Here is an 18,033-nt window from a genome sequence, read left to right as displayed (position 1 = left end):
GTGCGCTGTTCGCTATGTTCAAAGACGGCGCATGTCGAGTGTGAACGGAAACTCGATACTGCGTTCCAGCGGCTCCGTCTCCACGCGCCCCGGCGTATGGCCGCTCGCGAAGAAGCGTGCTCGCCGGCGGCTTTCCGCTTCATAGGCGTTGACGGGGAACGTCGCATAGTTTCGCCCGCCCGGATGCGCCACATGATACTGGCAGCCGCCGATCGAGCGGCCTGTCCATGTATCGACGATATCGAACGTGAGCGGCGCATGGGCGTCGATTGTCGGATGCAGCGATTGCGCCTGACTCCACGCACGAAAGCGCACGCCCGCGACGTATTCGCTCACACGCCCCGTCGATTGCAGCGGCAGCCGCTCGCCGTTGACGGTCACCACATGGCGGTTATCGTTCATGCCGATGACACGCACTTCGAGCCGCTCCACGGACGAGTCGACGTAACGCACCGTGCCCCCGATCGCCCCCGTCTCGCCCAGCACATGCCAGGGCTCGAGCGCATTGCGGATGCTGAGCGAGAGGCCGTTCGTATCGTATTCACCCACGAGCGGAAAACGGAATTCAAAATGCGGATTGAACCAGTTGCGCTCCAATGCGAAGCCCGCGTCGCGCAGGTCGGTCAGCACGTCGTCGAAGTCCATCTGCACGAAAGTGCTGAGCATGAAGCGGTCATGCAATTCCGTGCCCCAGCGCGTGAGGCGCGCGGTGTACGGCGTCTGCCAGAACCGGGCGACGAGCGCACGCAACAGCAACTGCTGCACGAGACTCATGCGCGCATGCGGCGGCATCTCGAAGCCGCGCAGTTCCAGCAGCCCGAGCCGGCCGGTCGAACCGTCTGGTGAATACAATTTGTCGATGCAAAATTCCGCGCGATGCGTGTTGCCCGTCACGTCGATCAGGATGTTGCGCAGAATGCGATCGATGAGCCACGGCGGCACGGCCGCGCTGTCGCGCCCGCCGAGCAGGTCGATCTGTCGCTGAAGTTCCGCGAATGCAATCTCGAGCTCGTAGACCTGATCGTTGCGCGCCTCGTCGACGCGCGGCGCCTGACTCGTCGGGCCGATGAATAGACCGGAGAACAGCATCGACAGCGACGGATGGTTGTGCCAGTACGCGATGAGGCTCGCGAGCAGATCGGGGCGTCGCAGGAACGGACTATCGGGCGGCGTGGCGCCGCCGAGCACGAAGTGATTGCCGCCGCCCGTTCCGGTGTGCCGGCCATCGAGCATGAATTTCTCGGGACTCAGATACGACTCGTGCGCTGCGTTGTAGAGAAACTCGGTGTGATCGACCAGTTCCTTCCAGTTCGACGCCGGATGAATGTTCACTTCGATCACGCCAGGATCGGGCGTGACTTGCAGCACTTTGAGCCGCGCATCGCGCGGCGGCGGATAGCCTTCGATGATGACGGGAACCTCAAGCTCTGCAGCGGTCGCTTCGACGGCGGCGAGCAAGTCCAGATAATCGTCGATACCCGTCAGCGGCGGCATGAAGACATGAATCAGCTTGCTGCCCTGGCCGCCCTTCTCCAACGCCTGCGCTTCGGCCTTCGGGCCAGCAGCGCGTGCGGGATCGCGTGCTTCGACGCACACTGCTGTGCGTGCGACCCATGCGGCCGATTCGCCATGCGCAGGCATGCGCTCGGTGTTCGCCGTTGTCGAATCCGCTTGCATGCGGTTTTTTGAATGCCGCATGCCGGATGCCGCATTCAAATCCGCATATTGCACGCGAAGCTCGGCGGCCCGTCGCAGCGGGACTGATGGCGCGAACGGATCGTGCTCGTGTTGCCAAGGGTAGTCGCCTTCCGACACCCACGGCAGCGAATCGAGGGGCAAGCGGTAACCCATCGGGGAATCGCCCGGAACAAGGTACATGCGTTCGTCGCGCAGAAACCACGGACCGCTCGTCCATCGCGCGGGCTGCGCGGCATCGGCTTCGACGCGCGCAATCGGCAACGCATAGCCGATCACCGATGGCAAACCCGCATCGAAGACGCGGCGCAGGCGCACGCGTTCCAGTTCATCGTCGAGGCGGGAGTCGAAAGGATCGACGTTGACGGGCAGCCGGCGTTCGCGCCACAGGTAGTACCACGTGTCTTCGTAGCCGGGCTGAATGAATTCTGAATTCAATGACAGCTTGCCGGCCAGATGCTCGATGAAACGGGCGGCGTCGTCGGACGTATAGTTCGCCGGATGCCTTTCGTCGGCAAAAAGCGCGGGGTTGGTCCAGCATGGCTCGCCATCCGCGCGCCAGTAAAGCGACAACGCCCAGCGCGGCAACTGCTCACCCGGATACCACTTGCCCTGACCGATGTGCAGAAAGCCGCCATCGCCATACTGCGCGCGCAGCTTGTTCATCAGCGATACCGCGTACGCGCGCTTGGTCGGCCCGAGCGCGTCGGTGTTCCATTCGGGTGCATCGCGATCGCGTACCGAGACGTAGGTCGGCTCGCCGCCCATCGTCAGGCGTACGTCCGAGGCGTCGAGTTGCGCATCGACCTGCGCGCCCATGTGCAGCACCGCGTCCCATTCCTCCTCGCTATAAGGTTTCGTGACGCGCGGTGTTTCGAGCACGCGTTCGATCGACATCGCGTGACTGAACTCGACTTCGCACTTTTCGACGGCGCCGGACACCGGCGCTGCGCTGTCCGGTTCCGGCGTACAGGCAACGGGGATATGCCCCTCGCCCGCCAGCAATCCAGAAGTCGGATCGAAGCCGATCCAGCCTGCGCCGGGCAGGAAGACTTCGCACCAGGCGTGCAAGTCGGTGAAATCGACTTCCGTGCCGCTCGGACCATCGAGCGACTTCGTGTCGGGCGCGAGTTGCAGCAGATAGCCCGATACAAAACGCGCCGCCAGCCCCAGATGCCGCAGCGTTTCCACGAGCAGCCATCCCGAATCGCGGCATGATCCTGCTGCGCGCGCAAGCGTCTCCTCCGGCGTCTGCACGCCCGGCTCCATGCGAATCAGATAGCGAATGTCCTGCGACAGGCGTTGATTCAGTTCGACGAGAAAGTCCACCGTAGGATGTGCCGACGAGCGGTCGATGCTCTCGATGAAGGCCGCAAAGCGCGGCGTCAACTCACGCTTGATCATGTAAGGCGCGAGGTCGTGCCTTAGATCCGGCGCGTAGCTAAAGGGAAACGTTTCCGCAGACGGTTCGAGGAAGAAATCGAATGGATTGTAGACGGCCATCTCCGCGACGAGATCGACCGTCACCTTGAATTCCCGTGTTTTCTCGGGGAAAACGAGCCGCGCCTGATAGTTCGCGAACGCGTCCTGTTGCCAGTTGATGAAGTGCTCTTCTGGCTCGACGCGCAACGAATACGAAAGCACTGGCGTACGGCAATGCGGTGCGGGCCGCAAGCGCACTACTTGCGGCGAGAGGCCGACCAGGCGGTCATAGTGGTAATGCGTGACATGGTTCAACGCGACGCGAATAGACACACGCAACTCCTCGATCAGTTCTCTTTCTGTTAGCGGGCTCGGGCATCGCCGGGCGAGCGGCACGCTCCTTGCAACCATCGCGCTGGCCCACCGCGCAATATTCGGCCCGATCCCTCCTTCCGGTCCCCAACATGAAGACCTTCCATTGCAATCGATGCAATCAACTCGTGTTCTTCGAAAACACGCACTGCGAAAAATGCGGCGCACGGCTCGGGTTCGTGCCCGAGTTGAGTCAGATCAGCGCCTTCGAGGAGAATGAAGACGGCCGCTGGAAAAGCCTGCATCCGCTCGCTCAAGATTCGTTCTATAAGCCCTGTCACAACTATTCCGTGGAGAATGTCTGCAACTGGGTCATTCCTGCGGACTCCGACGATACGTTGTGCTGTTCCTGTCAGTTGACGAGCACCATCCCCAATCTCACGCAGCCCAACAACCGTCTTTACTGGTATCGGCTCGAGAACGCGAAGCGTCGTCTGCTTTACACGCTCGACGAGCTCGGCCTCGATGTAAAGTCTCGTCAGGAAGATCCGGAGCACGGGCTCGAATTCCAGTTCCTCGAAGCCGATGCGGAAGGCAAAGGCGTGATGACGGGCCATGACAATGGCCTCATTACGCTGAACATCGCCGAGGCCGACGACGCCCATCGCGAGAAGGTCCGCTCTTCGCTTCACGAACCGTATCGCACGCTGCTCGGCCATTTCCGCCATGAAACAGGGCACTATTTCTTCGATCGCCTGATCGCGGATACGCCCCGCGTCAAGGCATTCCGCACCGCTTTCGGCGACGAACAGCAAGACTATTCGGCGGCGCTCGACCGCCATTACAAGGAAGGTCCGCCGCCCAACTGGGCCGACAACTACATCAGCGCCTACGCAACGATGCACCCCTGGGAAGACTGGGCGGAGACGTGGGCGCATTATCTGCATATCGTCGATACGCTCGATACGGCCGTGTCCTGCGGTCTCGTGCTGGTGCCGGACAGTCCGAATGAACCGACGCTCACCGATCAAACGCCTATCGAAGAAACTACGTTCGATAACCTCATGACTCGCTGGTTTCCGCTCACGTATGTACTGAACAGCCTGAACCGCAGTCTCGGCATGCCGGACGGTTATCCGTTCGCGCTTGCGCCGCCCGTGATCGACAAATTGCGTTTCGTGCATCGTGTCGTGGCGGCGGCGGCCAGGCGATAAGAGCACGTTCAACTCGACGAGCTTTGCGATTGTGACTGCGACTGTGTCGGCGTCGGCGAAGACGCCGGCGCTTGCGGTGTCTCCGTCGTTTCCGGTGCAATAGGCAGCAGGAACTCGCGGCTGATCTGACTTGCGAGATCATTCACTCGCGCAAGAAAGTGAACGAGATAGGCGTGCAGATCGCCTTGCAGGATCGCGCCGATGTCGCCGTTCTTTAATTCCGCACTCAATTGCGCGGCTAAATGTGCGGCGTCCGATTCGCGGCCTTTCGTGACTCGCGCGATCAGTTCTTCGACTTCGGCGATGCTCGCGGCCATCGAACGCGGCCAGTCACGATAAAGAATCAGCAAGCCGGCGACGCGCTCCGGTGTGATGACATCGCGATATACCCTGCGATAAACCTCGAAGCCGGATACCGAACCGAGCACCGCTGTCCAATGGTGATAGTCGAAGGGCTGCGCGGATGTGTCGGCTCGCTGCTCCATCATCTCGAACTTGACATCGAGGATGCGCGCCGTGTTGTCCGCACGTTCGATGAACGTGCCCAGCCGCATGAAATAAAACGCATCGTCCTTGACGAGCGTGCCGAGCTGAACGCCGCGCGACAAGTGCGAGCGGAACTTCACCCATTCGAAGAACGTATACGGCTCGCGATCGAGGATGCCATCGGCAAGCATGCGCTGACCATCGAGCCACGTCGTATTGAGCGTTTCCCACAGTTCGCTGTTCGTCGAGCTGCGGACCGCGCGTGCATTTTCCCGCGCGGCGCGCAGGCAACTGAGAATCGACGACGGATTCATCATGTCGCGCGCCATGAAGTCAATGACCTCCCGGCTCTTCATCCCGTGATGCGCCGCCGAGTAGGTGCCGCTCAACTCGGAGATCGACAGCATTGCGCGCCAGCCGAGTTCCGCGTATTCGTCCGATTGCGGCAAGAGCGAGAGTTGATAGTTTGCGTCGAGCATGCGCGCGGTGTTCTCGGCGCGCTCGGTATAACGCGCCATCCAGAAGAGATGATCCGCGGTGCGGCTTAGCATGGGTTTTCTCGCTTTGTGTCTTGGTGGTCCATCCGCCCTTCAGCGCCTTAGTGTTCTTAGCGTTCCAACACCCACGTGTCCTTGGTGCCCCCGCCTTGCGACGAATTGACGACGAGCGAGCCTTCTCGCAACGCAACGCGCGTCAGGCCGCCAGGAACCATCCGCACTTCGGTCCCGGACAAGACGAAGGGTCGCAAGTCGATATGGCGCGGCGCGATGCCCGTTTCGACATAAGTAGGGCAAGTGGAAAGCGCGAGCGTCGGCTGCGCGATGTACTTCTCCGGATTGGCTTCGAGCACGGCGCGGAATTCTTCGATCTGCGCCGTTGTCGATGCCGGTCCGACAAGCATTCCGTAACCGCCCGCGCCGTGCGTCTCCTTGACGACCAGTTCGGGCAGATGCGCGAGCACGTACTTCAGATCATCGGGCTTGCGGCACATCCATGTGGGTACGTTGTTCAGTATCGGCTCTTCACCGAGATAGAAGCGCACCATGTCCGGGACATACGGATAGATGGATTTGTCATCCGCGATGCCCGTGCCTACCGCATTGCAAAGCGACACCTTGCCCGCGCGATACGCGGAAATCAGTCCCGCGACGCCTAAAGCGGAGTCCGAGCGAAACACGAGCGGATCGAGAAAGTCATCGTCGATGCGGCGATAGATAACGTCTACACGCTGCGGCCCTTGCGTCGTGCGCATATAGACGTAACCGCCATCGACGAACAGGTCTTGTCCCTCGACCAGTTCCACGCCCATCTGCTGCGCCAGAAACGCATGCTCGAAATACGCGGAGTTGTACATGCCCGGTGTCATCACGACGACATTGGGGTTGTCCGCTCCGGCAGGCGCCGCGGCGCGCAAGGTATCGAGCAACAAGTCGGGATAGTGCGCGACCGGCGCCACGCGATTGCGCGCAAAGAGATCGGGAAAGAGCCGCATCATCATCTTGCGGTTTTCCAGCATGTACGACACGCCGGACGGCACGCGCAGGTTATCTTCGAGCACGTAGAACTCGCCCTGTCCCGCACGCACGATATCGATGCCGGCGATATGCGCGTAGATATCTCGCGCCACGTCGACACCGCGCATCTGCGGCCGATACTGCGCGTTACCGACGATCTGCGCTTCGGGAATGATGCCCGCGCGGACGATGTCCTGATCGTGATAGATGTCGTGAATAAAACGATTCAGCGCGTTGACGCGCTGCCTGAGACCGCGTTCGAGCGCCCTCCATTCGTCTGCGGGAAAAATGCGCGGAATGACGTCGAACGGAATGGTTCGCTCGGGGATGATGCCGGGAAGATCACTCGTGCCATAAACGGCGAATGTGATGCCGACGCGGCGAAAATTCAGATCCGCTTCCGCTCGCTTTAGGTCGATTTGCTGCTCGCTTTGCGCGCTCAGCCAGTCAAGGAACTCGCGGTAATGCGTGCGCGGATCGCCGACACCCCGAAACGCCGATGGAGGCACGCCGCGCACCTCCAGAGTATTGCGCTCGAACATCTCGTTGAAGAATGCTTGCGTCATGGGCGGACTTCCCTATCAGTGCGGGCCGGGATCGTGATCCCTCTCTTATTTACTCAATCTGGTTGCACTCGCAATGATCGAAGAGCCTAACGACGCGGCAAGCCTGATGCAATCATGCACCATGCCGACATGCGGTTTTCCTTAGGCGACCTCTAAGCGCGATGCCGTATTGCGTCGGCTTCAATTGCGCGGGCGGCCCAGTGCCGATTTATCAAGAGCAACATCGATGCCATGTCGGCCTTTTGGCCCGTCGTATGCTCCACTGCACCGAAACAGCGCGGCATTTGAAGCATCTGCACACCAGTCAGCGCACGTCCATGCCGCACGTTGGTGCGCGTTCCAATGTTAAGCGTCGCCACGCCGGTATGATAGGGATCTAAACGCACGATCCCTGGACACGATGAATACACCTTCCGAAGCCGCACCTCGCCCCGCCTTGCGTGAATTGACGCCGCTGGAGGCGCGCGTGCTCGGCGTCCTCGTCGAAAAGCAGCAGACCGTCCCGGACACCTATCCGCTATCGCTGAATTCTCTTATCGCCGGCTGCAATCAGAAGACCGCGCGTTCACCGGTGATGAATGTCACCGAGGACGAAGTGCTGACGACCATCGACGGCCTCAAGCGCCTTTCGCTCGTGATCGAGGGCAGCAGCAGCCGCGTGCCGCGTTTCGAGCACAACATCAACCGCGTGCTTGGCGTGCCGAGTCAATCCGTTGCGTTACTCGCGACGCTCTTTCTGCGCGGCCCGCAAACGGCCGCCGAATTGCGGGCTAACAGCGCGCGGCTGCATGGCTTCGCGGATATATCGTCTGTCGAAAGCTTTCTCGATGAACTTGCCACGAACGATCCGCCGCGCGTCGTCAAACTGCCGCGCACGCCCGGAGAACGGGAAAGCCGCTGGATGCACCTTCTGTGTGGCGCAGTGAGTGTGAGCGACATGCCTATACGTCAGGCCGATGCCGGTGAAAGCTATGCGCCATCCGAATTCGAGGCGCTCAAGGCTGAACAGAAGCGCCTCGTGCATGAAGTCGCGGAATTACGCGCCATGGTGGAACGCATGGCGAATGAACTGGGCGTGACGTTCGAGAAGCCATCGTCGGAAGCGTGACAGGCCTTCTTAAGCCCTTATTCGACGCAGCTCAACGCGCTACCAAAAGACTAACGCGATGAACGATATCGTTGCACTCGAAGCGGTCGCACTATCGAAAGCCATTCAGACGCGCGATGTGTCGTGCGTCGAAGTGATGCAGGCTTATCTCGCTCAAATCGAGCGCTTCAATCCGCAAGTCAATGCGATCGTCGCGATGCAGGATCGCGATACGCTCATCGGCCAGGCAAGACAACGCGACGAACAGCTCGCGCGCGGAGAGAGTTCTGGACCTTTGCACGGATTTCCCCAAGCGCCCAAGGACATCTTGCCCGTTGCCGGTATGGTGACGACTAAAGGCTCCCCTATCTATGCGGGCGAGATCAGTCAGACAGACGCCATTGTTTACGAGCGCATGCGTCGCGCCGGATCGATCTTTATCGGGCGCACGAATTCACCGGAATTCGGTCTAGGCGGGCACACCTATAACCCCGTCTATGGCACGACGCGCAATGCGTTCGATCCCTCGCGCTCCGCAGGCGGAAGCAGCGGAGGCGCTGCAGTCGCCGTCGCCCTGCGCATGCTGCCCTTCGCCGATGGATCGGACATGATGGGCTCGCTTCGCACGCCCGCCGCGTTCAACAACGTGTTCGGCTTCCGCACGTCGCCGGGATGCGTGCCGTATGCGCCAGCCGACGATGTCTTCTTCCAGCAGTTCAGCGTCGTCGGTCCGATCGCGCGCACGGTCGAAGACCTCGGGCTGTTGCTCTCGACGCAGGCGGGCTTCGACGCACGCGCACCACTCTCACGCCGAAGCGACGCCCCCGCCGCATTCGCGCATTCGCTAGAACGCGATATGCGCGGCGTTCGCATTGGATGGCTCGGCGATCTCGACGGCCACTTGCCCATGGAAGCGGGCCTGGCCGATACATGCGCGTCCGCGTTGAAGCATTTCGAGGCCGCGGGTTGCATCGTCGAACCGGTTCAGGTGCCTTTCGATTTCGAACGCTTGTGGCAAGCGTGGCTCGATCTGCGCAGCTTTACGTTCGCGGGTACGAATGCGCCGCTTTACCGCGACGCCGCGAAGCGGGCGCAGCTGAAGCCCGAGGCGGTATGGGAGATTGAACGCGGCTTGCGCTTGTCGGGCGAAGACGTGTCGCGCGCCGCACGCGACAGGTCCGCGTGGTATCAGACGTTGAACGCGCTCTTTACGCGCTTCGATTTTCTCGTGATGCCTGCAACGCAAGTCTTTCCGTTCGATGCAACACTCCACTGGCCCGCCAGCATAGGTGGCCGTGAAATGGATACGTATCATCGCTGGATGGAAGCGGTCGTTGCGGCGACGATGGCTTCCTTGCCCGCGTTATGCGCCCCGGCCGGCTTTGGGCCGAACGGCTTGCCGGCCGGATTGCAGATCATCGGTCCTGCTCAGATGGATCTGGCCGTCATGCAGGTGGGACTGGCTTATGATCGTGCAAGCGGCTATTCGCGCGTGCAGAGTACGTTACTCGATTGAATTCGCAATAGAAAAGCGCGAACGGCCATGCGTCACTCCGGCTCTGTGTGCGTATTCTGATCCCACGGTGCAAGCGCAAAGGCAAGAATCATCGCCCCGCTATTGAGCGGCACACAGCTGCCTACGCGTCTTGGCCGATACACAGGTTGCCCGCGCCGGATTTTCTCGCCACTCAGCACGCATACGCCCCGCTTGCGTGCAGTGCAGAGCGCCCAGACTTGCTCGGAGTAATTGAACGACGTCGGGTCGTGCCACGATAGTGCAAGTGTCGACTCGCTCAAACGCTCCACGAGCCGGATATTGACCGAACGCGCGCAATGAGCGTCATTGCGGCTGCCATGCATATCGTGCGAGCGAACGCCACGGCTCGCTCTGTCGTCCAGCATGGCGAGGGTGCAACTCCACGGGTCCATCAGCGACGCATGCCTCATGGTTTCTCCCTGCGGATCGGCTTCGGTGACGGTTCTTAGAGTAGTACACCTGAGCAAGTCTCGTTTCGTTTTCTTGCCCGCGTTTTGTCGAGGCCGGATTCGCGACGACAATTCAAAGCAGTTTTTACGAACGATCGTTTAGTTACCGGGCACACGCATACGTTGCACATATGCCCGCTGGCGCACGTTGCGCGCTGCAAGAAGGATGCGCAAAAACGCTGAATTCTGACAAAATAAAATAAAGCGAACCGGACACTCCTGTCGAATCATGACTAGCAAGCTATCGATCAATGCCACCATATCGGCGGACCGCGCTTCGGTCAGCTTCGTCGCCTTCACGCGCGAACGGGAAATCCAATGCAACATCACCCGCAAGGCACTGGAGCAGTGTTTCTGGGCGCCCGCCGGGGCCAGCGACGAGCGCCTGTTGAAGGCATTGAGCGACGGTTACGAGCGCATCAGCGCCCGCGTGCACCGTAAATTTCTGGCCCATCCGTCGAACTCGATCCACCTCGACGTCATGGATTTTTCTTCCTGAGCGCCTTCGAATCGGAAAAAACGGCGCGCCTCAACGCGCCGCTTCCGTCGACTTCCGCATCTTCGCCACGTCTTCGACCTTTACCGCCGGCATGTTGTTGTTCCATGCGCCGCGAATGAACGTCACGACGTCGGCTATCTGCTGATCATTCAGTACCGGCGCATAGCGCGGCATCGGATAGGGCGCGGGTACGCCCTGAATCACGAGATCCTCGGTGCCGTTCAGCGTCACGTTGATCAGGGACGACGTATCTTTCTCCAGCACGTTGGGGTTGCCGGCGAGCGGCGCGAGCATGGGCGCAAACCCGCGACCGTCGGTCCCGTGACAGTGCATGCAGAACGCCGCATACACGCGCGCGCCGGACTCAGCCGGAGCGGGCCGTGTCAACGACACCTTGCTTGCCTTGGGATCATATGAATAAGGCGGGTTGCCATTGCCGCCAGCAGCCGGCAGCGACTTCAGATAGCGCGCCATTGCGGCAACATCGCTGTCGCTGAGCGCTTGCGTGCTGTTGTTGATGACGCTCGTCATCGAACCGAACGCCGTGGCATGCGCATTCGCGCCCGTTTTGAGGAACGTCGCAACCTCCTGCTCCGACCATCGCCCGAGTCCGGTGTTGTGATCGCCGGTGAGGTTTGAGCCGAACCAGTTATCCAGCAAGCCTCCGGTCAGATAGGCGCCGCCGCTTTCATCGAGTGCCTTTTCCTGGAACGCAATGCCACGCGGCGTATGACACGCGCCGCAGTGTCCCAAGCCTTGCGTCAGATATGCGCCGCGATTCCACGCGACATCCTGGTTGGCCTTGTCCTTATAGACGCCCTTGTCGAGAAAGAATGCGTTCCAGATCTTGAGCGGCCAGCGCATATTGAGCGGCCATTTCATGCCGGGCTCACGATTCGCTTGCCTGACAGGCGATACCCCATGCATGAAATAAGCATAAAGCGCCTGCATGTCCGCGTCGTTTATCTTGGCATAGGACGGGTAAGGCATCGCGGGATAGAGATTGTGGCCATCCTTTGCAACGCCTTCACGAACAGCGCGCGAGAAGTCGTCCTGACTATAACGGCCGATTCCCGTATCCGGGTCCGGTGTGATGTTCGTGGTGTAGATCGCGCCGAGCGGTGTCGCCATCGGCAAGCCGCCTGCCATTGGCTTGCCGCGCGGCGCGGTATGGCAGGCGATGCAATCGCCGGCTTTGGCCAGATAAGCGCCGCGCGAGACGAGCGCATCGCTGGCGGCATCGGCACGCGCAATCAGCGGAACCATTGCAAGCGCAACGCCCGCTGCGGCGAGCGTCACCTTGAGAGGCGTGAACATGTTCGTCATGACTGGCCTCCTCAGGCGCTGCGCAATTGATAACCGACGGGCAATTGCCTTAGCCGCTTGCCGGTTGCTGCGTGAATGGCGTTCGTGATGGCAGGCGCCAGCGCGGCTGTACCGGGTTCGCCGATACCACCCGGCGCTTCACTGCTCTTGACGATATGCACTTCGATAGGCGGCGTTTCATCGATGCGCAGCATGCGGTAGTCGGTGAAGTTGCTTTGTTCGACGCGGCCATGCTTGATGGTGATCTCACCGTAAAGCGCCCCGGTGATGCCGAAGATGATGCCGCCCTGCACCTGCGCTTCCACTGTATTCGGATTCACCACCATGCCGCAGTCCACCGCGCATACGACGCGATTCACTCTCACGCCGCCTTCCTTGTCGACCGTAACGTCCGCGACCATCGCGAAGTAACTGCCGAACGCATGCATCACCGATACGCCGCGCCCCTGCCCTTGCGGCATGGATTGCTTGCCCCAGCCTGCCGCTTGCGTCGCGACATCCAGTACGTTTCGTGCGCGCGGCGTTTTGCCTAGCAAGTCGCGCCGGTATTGAACCGGATCGATCTTCGCCTGTGCCGCGAGTTCGTCGATGAAACTTTCGACGACGAACGTCCCTCGCGTAGGCCCGACACCGCGCCAGAACGCAGTCGGCACATGGCGCGGTTCCTGACGCACGTAATCGACTACCTGATTGGGCAAGTCATAGGGAAGGTCGGCTGCAACTTCGATCGCATCGGGATCGAGTCCGTCCTTCACCGCAGGCGGCGCGAATCGTGCAAGCACGGACGAACCCACGATGCGATGCGTCCACGCGATCGGCTTTCCGTTTGCATCGAGCGCCGCAGAGAGTTTGTCGTAGTAGCACGGACGATACATGTCGTGCTGTATGTCTTCCTCGCGCGAATAAGTCACCTTCACGGGCACGCCAAGCTGTTTGCCGATCTTGAGCGCTTGCGTTGCCATATCGTATTCGAGCCGTCTGCCGAAGCCGCCGCCCAACAGATGGTTATGCACGACGACCTTCTCGGGCGGCAATCCGGTCGCCTGAACGCCTGCGCCCTGAACGCGCGTCGGCACTTGCGTGCCAATCCAGATATCGCATCCATCGGGCCGCACGTGCACCGTGCAATTGACGGGCTCCATCGTTGCGTGCGCGAGCAGCGGCTGTTGATATACAGCATCGACCCGTGTCTTGGCATTGGCGAAGCCTTTGCCTACATCGCCGTCCTTGCGCGCGACCGCGCCTGATTTCTCCGATGCCTTCGCCATCTCATCGAAAAGCATTTGAGTCGATACGTTCGCGCCCGCGCCTTCGTTCCATTGAATCGCAAGCGCCGCGGCCCCGCGTTTGGCGGCCCATGTGTGGTCGCCTACTACGGCGACGCCGTTATCGAATTTGATGACCTGACGCACGCCCGGAATTTTTTTGGCGTGGGTGTCGTCGACAGAGGCCAGCGTGCCGCCGAAAACCGGGCAGTTCACGATGACCGCATAGACCATTCCGGGCAAGCGGACATCGAGGCCGAAGACCGCTGTGCCATTGGATTTTTCGGGCGAATCCAGGCGCTTGACCGGCGTGCCGATGATGCGAAAGTCTTTCGGGTCTTTCAGCTTGATATCCTGAGGCACCGGCACATTCGCTGCCGCTTGCGCAAGCTCGCCATAGCTTGCGCTGCGGCCGTCCGCTGCATGAACGACCTTGCCGTTCTCTGCACGACACGTCGACGCATCGCATTGCCACTGCTGCGCGGCTGCGGAAACCAGCATCATGCGAGCGGCGGCGCCCGCCTTGCGCATCGGCTCCCATGCATAGCGAACGGATGTGGAACCGCCCGTCAATTGCCCGCCCAACAGCGGGTCCATGAACAATTTCTCATTGGGCGGCGCATGATCGATCGTCACGCTATCCAGTGGGACTTCGAGCTCTTCTGCAATCAGCATCGGCAATGCGGTGTAAACACCCTGCCCCATTTCCACTTTCGGCATGATCAGCACGACCTTGCCGGTCTTGTCGATCTGCACGAAAGCATTCGGCGCGAAGACACCGTCTTGCGGCGTCTCTACTCCGTCGCCGCCAATGACGGACTTGCCTTTTCCCTGATCCTGACTCGCTGCCGGCACGCTAAAGCCAATGAGAAATCCGCCGCTCGCGGTAACGCTCGCTGTCAGTCCGAACTTAAGGAACGACCGGCGCGAAAAGCCTTTAGAAGCGTGATGGCGTCCCGCTTCGAGTAATCCTCGCGACATCTCACGCCTCCTTGGCTGCTTGCTTGATCGCCGCACGAATGCGGTTATAGGTTCCGCAGCGGCAGATGTTGCCGGCCATTGCAGCGTCGATATCCGCGTCGGTGGGATGAGGAACGGTCGCGATCAGGGCTGCCGCCGACATGACCTGCCCCGACTGGCAATAGCCGCACTGCACGACGTCGAGTTGATTCCATGCCATTTGCACTTTCTTGCCCGCAGGCGTTTCGCCGACGGCTTCGATCGTCGTGACCTTGCGATCGCCGATGGCTGCAATCGGCAGCACACAAGAGCGCATGGCGACGCCATCGAGATGCACGGTGCAAGCGCCGCATTGCGCAATGCCGCAGCCGAACTTGGTGCCAGTCAGGCCGACGATATCGCGAAGCACCCAAAGCAGCGGCATATCGGGCGGCGCATCGACGGTATGAGACTGGCCATTGATGGAAAGCGTGGTCATGAGCGGCTCCGGGCTTGTGCGTTGACTAAAGCGGTGGCGCAATTGGTCGGCCGCGTGGACAGCGGCCAACGGCCTGACGGTGACATGCGTCGCGGGCTTGAGTCGTTATCAGTTCGACCGCCGCTTCACGCGATGGCACCGGCGGCTGTGCATTGCAAGGCTTCGGGATTGTAGCGCCGCTCAAAAAATCAAGCTGACATGACGACGGCCTTGCAGACCAGAGACGGTTCAATGCAAAGCCTGAATCGCGATGAATTCACTCGTCGTTTATATAGTCGGCTGATGCGAAAGACAGTTAGTTGCACGAGAAAGAGACAGACGTCGATTACACTCTTCGCTCTTCCACTCGTCCCCATTCGAACGATGAGCCAACTTCTCTCCCTGCGGCCATTCGTGCCTGCGAAAGATTTCGACGTGTCGAAGCGCTTTTATCAGGCACTCGGTTTTCGCATCACGCATGAGGACGGCGAGATCGCGATGCTCAAAGCCGAGAGCTTCAGCTTTATCTTGCAGAACTACTACGTGAAGGAGTTCGCTGAAAACTGCATGCTGCAGTTGCTGGTGAGAGACGTGGACGCATGGTGGCAGCAGATGAACCCGGAAGCGCTCGCTGGCCGCTTTCAAGTGAACGCAGCACGTCCGCCTGCCATGCAAAGCTGGGGCATGAAGGTCGGATTCGTATTCGATCCATCGGGCGTGCTATGGCATGTCGGCGAAGTGCCGTTCTAAGCACCCACGCATTCGCATTCAGTCGGCCCCGCTGCCCGTCGCCATTTCGAACAGATGTGCTCTGAGCAGAGCCGTTATGTCCGGAGTGCGATTGCTGAACTCGACACCGACGAGCACCGCACCGTCGACATGCCGGAGACTGCGTGCAATGCAGTTCAACACGACTGCATGCAGCTTGCCGTCGGCGCGCAGCCGCAGCGAGAGCTTGAAGTGCTCGCCGACGTTCACGATGACATCGGTTGCGCTCAATGCCACGCCGCCAAGACTCACGTTGACGACGGTGACGTCGAAGCCCGCCGCTATGCAGTCGTTTCGAATGAGCCTGCCCGCCAGTTCCGTCGACACCCGCACATGCTTTCGCACGATATGCGTACGCACGATGTCCGGCTGCGCGAGATAGACGAGTCTTACTGGCAACTCGCTTCGCCCGATGACCGTACTGCGGAACATATAAACCTTTCTTCCGCGCAGCGCCTTGCACTCGACTTCCACACCCGGTTCGAATAGCTCGTGTCCGGTCGTGGCGGTTAATAGAAGAGCCTGTCCGGCAATCGAGCCGACGTAATCGGTTTGCAAGGGCGCGTGCGTGTGTCCGACAATCGACAACTGCATCGCGTCGATCACCTTCGGCAAGGTACCTGCAATGCTCGTCACCGGGCTGGCGCTTTCTCGTGCTGAAGCGTCGTGCTTCGCGGTCGAGATGAGCAGATTGGCCGGCGCAGGTATGGGCGCTTCGATACGATCCGCTGGCGCAGCGTCGTCGCGGAATCCGCCTGCCGTGAGGATCCTGTCACGCTGGCTTTCCGATCGCACGCAATAGCCTCGCGTGAGAAGCAATTTGCCGGTTGCGGAGTACACCGCGAAAGGCAGGGGCGTTCCGATCTTCAGTTCGTGCGGGGCAACTTTGACAAGGTTCATGGCGCAACTGACCTGTTCTGTTTTCTGTTGCGCTACCGTAACTCACCCGCCGCACTATTTAAGTGCGTGACCGCGCATTCATCCGACGAAACTTGAACAACGCTGCGCTGACAAAAAAGCCGTCGCTTACAACGCCGATTCGCTGTTCGTCACGACGAGCACCGTGCACCCTTCCCGCGAATGAGCCCAGTGCGATGTGCCCTTCGCAAACGTCACGACCTGGCCTGCGGTCACATCTGTGCCGTCCTGGTCCGTGTACACGCCGTCCTTGATGAACAGCAGTTCCGTCGACGTATGCGTGTGGAACAGAGACTTTGCGCCTGCTTCCAGCCGCATCCAGTAACTTGTCCAGGCGCCGCTTTCATCGTCGACTAACGGGATGATCCAGAAGCCGGGGTGTCGCCTGCCTTCGATGAGCATGGGTTCCCACGCATCCTCCTCGATGGTGTGAAGCCGGCGGCCAATATTCGCTTCATCCAGGGCGATGTCTTTGTCGGTCATATGCGTCGGTTGTATCGAAACAAAGAAGGCGTTTCACGAGACCACACGTTCTTCGGCGTCTTCGCGCCAGCTCGCCATCATGTCCTTGACCTCGCTGACGAGCCACGTCCGGAACAGCTTGTATTCGGGCCGCTCGACTGCGTTTTTATGCGTGATGAGATAGTGATATCGATCGCGGAACACGAGGCTTTCTTCGACCGGGCGCACCAGCACGCCCTGTTGCACTTGCCGATGCACGAGGTGATGCCATCCGAGCAAGGTACCCTCGCCTTCCTCGGCTTGCGATACGAGCAGGCGATAGTCATTGCTCTCGAGATGATCCGTCTCGACCAGCCGCTCACCGGATTCACCCTGTTGAAACCAGTTGCGCCATACGCGCCAGTCCACGTGTTCGCACACTTGCGTGCGGCCCAAAGGCGACAGGTTCAAGGTGGGATGCACGAGCAAGTCCAGCGCAGACACCCTTCTCCCGCGATACTCTTCCTCGAAGAACCGTTTGCTGCAGACCGGGTACACGACATCATGAAACAGGCGTTCGACTTCGTATTCGGCTTCGCGCGGCGGGTTCTTCGTGATGATGATGTCAGGGTCGATAAGCCTGTCGAACTCCATGAAGTGATCGGTGACAATCACATGCAGCTTCACATCAGGGAACTGTCTTCTGAAGGCTTGCATGCGCGGCGCAAGCCAAAGCGCGGAGAACGTGTGCGACACGCAGATCGTCAGCGCGGCGCGGCCTGCTCGCCGAACCGTCTCCACGGTCTCCGCGATATTCATGATCGACAGATATGACGCGTTGTAAAGCAGACGCCCCGCCTCGGTCAGTGCGATATGTTTTCCGGAGCGATCGAACAGCGCGACTTCGAGAGAGTCTTCGAGTTCTTTTATTTGTCTGCTGATCGCCGCCTGAGTCACGCACAATACGTCGGCAGCTTGCGTGAAGTTCTCGTAACGCGCGGCAGTCACGAAGCATTTAAGGGCTCGCAGCGAAGGCATCTGCGCGAGCAACCGGTCAGTGAAGATCTGCTTCTTCTGCATGGTCTGGAACCTCTTGTCGCGCGGCGAGCATTCAACG

The 18,033-nt window shown here is 60.2% G+C and carries 15 protein-coding genes; 5 read left to right on the top strand and 10 right to left on the bottom strand.

All coding sequences use genetic code 11. The features are described 5' to 3' along the window. Nucleotides 1-18: 18 nt before the first annotated feature. Nucleotides 19-3,450 (bottom strand): transglutaminase family protein, encoded by a 3,432-nt coding sequence (locus BG57_RS24625; RefSeq protein ID WP_035969038.1) that lies wholly within the window; start codon nt 3,448-3,450, stop codon nt 19-21. 131 nt (nt 3,451-3,581) lie between these two features. Between BG57_RS24625 and BG57_RS24620 the strand changes: the two genes are divergently transcribed. Further along, nucleotides 3,582-4,643 (top strand): zinc-binding metallopeptidase family protein, encoded by a 1,062-nt coding sequence (locus BG57_RS24620; protein WP_035969036.1) that lies wholly within the window; start codon nt 3,582-3,584, stop codon nt 4,641-4,643. 8 nt (nt 4,644-4,651) lie between these two features. Here the strand turns inward: BG57_RS24620 and BG57_RS24615 are convergent, their stop codons facing one another. Together BG57_RS24615 and BG57_RS24610 are read right to left on the bottom strand one after the other, a co-directional pair. After that, entirely contained in the window at nt 4,652-5,680 is a 1,029-nt protein-coding gene (locus tag BG57_RS24615) for an alpha-E domain-containing protein (protein ID WP_035969035.1), read from the bottom strand. A gap of 56 nt (nt 5,681-5,736) precedes the next feature. Then, complete coding sequence (locus BG57_RS24610) at nt 5,737-7,209, bottom strand: circularly permuted type 2 ATP-grasp protein (protein ID WP_035969030.1); 1,473 nt, start codon at nt 7,207-7,209, stop codon at nt 5,737-5,739. A 400-nt stretch (nt 7,210-7,609) separates the two neighbouring features. Between BG57_RS24610 and BG57_RS24605 the strand changes: the two genes are divergently transcribed. Both BG57_RS24605 and BG57_RS24600 read left to right on the top strand, forming a co-directional pair. Continuing rightward, nucleotides 7,610-8,317, top strand: coding sequence for a YceH family protein (locus BG57_RS24605; protein ID WP_035969027.1), 708 nt, complete (start codon nt 7,610-7,612; stop codon nt 8,315-8,317). A 58-nt stretch (nt 8,318-8,375) separates the two neighbouring features. After that, nucleotides 8,376-9,812 (top strand): amidase, encoded by a 1,437-nt coding sequence (locus tag BG57_RS24600; protein ID WP_035969025.1) that lies wholly within the window; start codon nt 8,376-8,378, stop codon nt 9,810-9,812. A 32-nt stretch (nt 9,813-9,844) separates the two neighbouring features. Here the strand turns inward: BG57_RS24600 and BG57_RS31800 are convergent, their stop codons facing one another. Continuing rightward, the gene (locus tag BG57_RS31800; protein WP_229754008.1) at nt 9,845-10,156 is read right to left on the bottom strand and encodes a DUF3331 domain-containing protein; all 312 of its coding nucleotides are present in this window, start codon (nt 10,154-10,156) and stop codon (nt 9,845-9,847) included. A gap of 355 nt (nt 10,157-10,511) precedes the next feature. On the opposite strand from BG57_RS31800, the gene BG57_RS24595 reads away from it, so the two are divergent. Continuing rightward, entirely contained in the window at nt 10,512-10,781 is a 270-nt protein-coding gene (locus BG57_RS24595) for a DUF1488 family protein (RefSeq protein WP_035969024.1), read from the top strand. Nucleotides 10,782-10,811: 30 nt separating this feature from the next. Here BG57_RS24595 and BG57_RS24590 read toward each other — a convergent pair whose 3' ends face one another. Genes BG57_RS24590 through BG57_RS24580 form a run of 3 tightly spaced genes read right to left on the bottom strand, consistent with a single transcriptional unit; the run spans nt 10,812 to nt 14,810 of the window. Further along, on the bottom strand, nt 10,812-12,107 hold the full coding sequence (locus BG57_RS24590) for a cytochrome c (RefSeq protein WP_229753998.1): 1,296 nt from the start codon (nt 12,105-12,107) through the stop codon (nt 10,812-10,814). 11 nt (nt 12,108-12,118) lie between these two features. After that, nucleotides 12,119-14,353 (bottom strand): xanthine dehydrogenase family protein molybdopterin-binding subunit, encoded by a 2,235-nt coding sequence (locus BG57_RS24585; protein WP_035969023.1) that lies wholly within the window; start codon nt 14,351-14,353, stop codon nt 12,119-12,121. A 1-nt stretch (nt 14,354) separates the two neighbouring features. Next, a complete protein-coding gene (locus BG57_RS24580; protein ID WP_035969021.1) occupies nt 14,355-14,810 on the bottom strand; it encodes a (2Fe-2S)-binding protein in 456 nt (151 codons plus the stop codon). Between the two features lie 363 nt (nt 14,811-15,173). On the opposite strand from BG57_RS24580, the gene BG57_RS24575 reads away from it, so the two are divergent. Next, nucleotides 15,174-15,539 (top strand): VOC family protein, encoded by a 366-nt coding sequence (locus BG57_RS24575; protein ID WP_035969020.1) that lies wholly within the window; start codon nt 15,174-15,176, stop codon nt 15,537-15,539. 18 nt (nt 15,540-15,557) lie between these two features. Here BG57_RS24575 and BG57_RS24570 read toward each other — a convergent pair whose 3' ends face one another. From BG57_RS24570 to BG57_RS24560, 3 genes are all read right to left on the bottom strand, one after another. After that, nucleotides 15,558-16,457, bottom strand: a complete 900-nt coding sequence (locus tag BG57_RS24570; RefSeq protein ID WP_035969019.1) for a flagellar brake protein — start codon at nt 16,455-16,457, stop codon at nt 15,558-15,560. A 126-nt stretch (nt 16,458-16,583) separates the two neighbouring features. Then, nucleotides 16,584-16,958 (bottom strand): cupin domain-containing protein, encoded by a 375-nt coding sequence (locus tag BG57_RS24565; protein ID WP_035969017.1) that lies wholly within the window; start codon nt 16,956-16,958, stop codon nt 16,584-16,586. A gap of 33 nt (nt 16,959-16,991) precedes the next feature. After that, on the bottom strand, nt 16,992-17,996 hold the full coding sequence (locus tag BG57_RS24560; RefSeq protein WP_035969016.1) for a LysR substrate-binding domain-containing protein: 1,005 nt from the start codon (nt 17,994-17,996) through the stop codon (nt 16,992-16,994). Nucleotides 17,997-18,033: the final 37 nt, after the last annotated feature.

The sequence above is a fragment of the Caballeronia grimmiae genome (assembly GCF_000698555.1).
Taxonomy (GTDB): Bacteria; Pseudomonadota; Gammaproteobacteria; order Burkholderiales; family Burkholderiaceae; genus Caballeronia; species Caballeronia grimmiae.
The sequence above is the reverse complement of the archived record's forward strand: the minus strand, read 5'-3'. Positions and strand labels throughout refer to the sequence as shown.

Bases quoted from the DNA above. Each gene is read 5' to 3' on its own strand.
- BG57_RS24620 (WP_035969036.1), top strand. From the start codon at position 3,582: ATGAAGACCTTCCATTGCAATCGATGCAATCAACTCGTGTTCTTCGAA.
- BG57_RS24590 (WP_229753998.1), bottom strand. From the start codon at position 12,107: ATGACGAACATGTTCACGCCTCTCAAGGTGACGCTCGCCGCAGCGGGC.
- BG57_RS24570 (WP_035969019.1), bottom strand. From the start codon at position 16,457: ATGAACCTTGTCAAAGTTGCCCCGCACGAACTGAAGATCGGAACGCCC.
- BG57_RS24600 (WP_035969025.1), top strand. From the start codon at position 8,376: ATGAACGATATCGTTGCACTCGAAGCGGTCGCACTATCGAAAGCCATT.
- BG57_RS24610 (WP_035969030.1), bottom strand. From the start codon at position 7,209: ATGACGCAAGCATTCTTCAACGAGATGTTCGAGCGCAATACTCTGGAG.
- BG57_RS24615 (WP_035969035.1), bottom strand. From the start codon at position 5,680: ATGCTAAGCCGCACCGCGGATCATCTCTTCTGGATGGCGCGTTATACC.
- BG57_RS24585 (WP_035969023.1), bottom strand. From the start codon at position 14,353: ATGTCGCGAGGATTACTCGAAGCGGGACGCCATCACGCTTCTAAAGGC.
- BG57_RS24565 (WP_035969017.1), bottom strand. From the start codon at position 16,958: ATGACCGACAAAGACATCGCCCTGGATGAAGCGAATATTGGCCGCCGG.
- BG57_RS24580 (WP_035969021.1), bottom strand. From the start codon at position 14,810: ATGACCACGCTTTCCATCAATGGCCAGTCTCATACCGTCGATGCGCCG.
- BG57_RS24560 (WP_035969016.1), bottom strand. From the start codon at position 17,996: ATGCAGAAGAAGCAGATCTTCACTGACCGGTTGCTCGCGCAGATGCCT.
- BG57_RS24575 (WP_035969020.1), top strand. From the start codon at position 15,174: ATGAGCCAACTTCTCTCCCTGCGGCCATTCGTGCCTGCGAAAGATTTC.
- BG57_RS31800 (WP_229754008.1), bottom strand. From the start codon at position 10,156: ATGCATGGCAGCCGCAATGACGCTCATTGCGCGCGTTCGGTCAATATC.
- BG57_RS24595 (WP_035969024.1), top strand. From the start codon at position 10,512: ATGACTAGCAAGCTATCGATCAATGCCACCATATCGGCGGACCGCGCT.
- BG57_RS24605 (WP_035969027.1), top strand. From the start codon at position 7,610: ATGAATACACCTTCCGAAGCCGCACCTCGCCCCGCCTTGCGTGAATTG.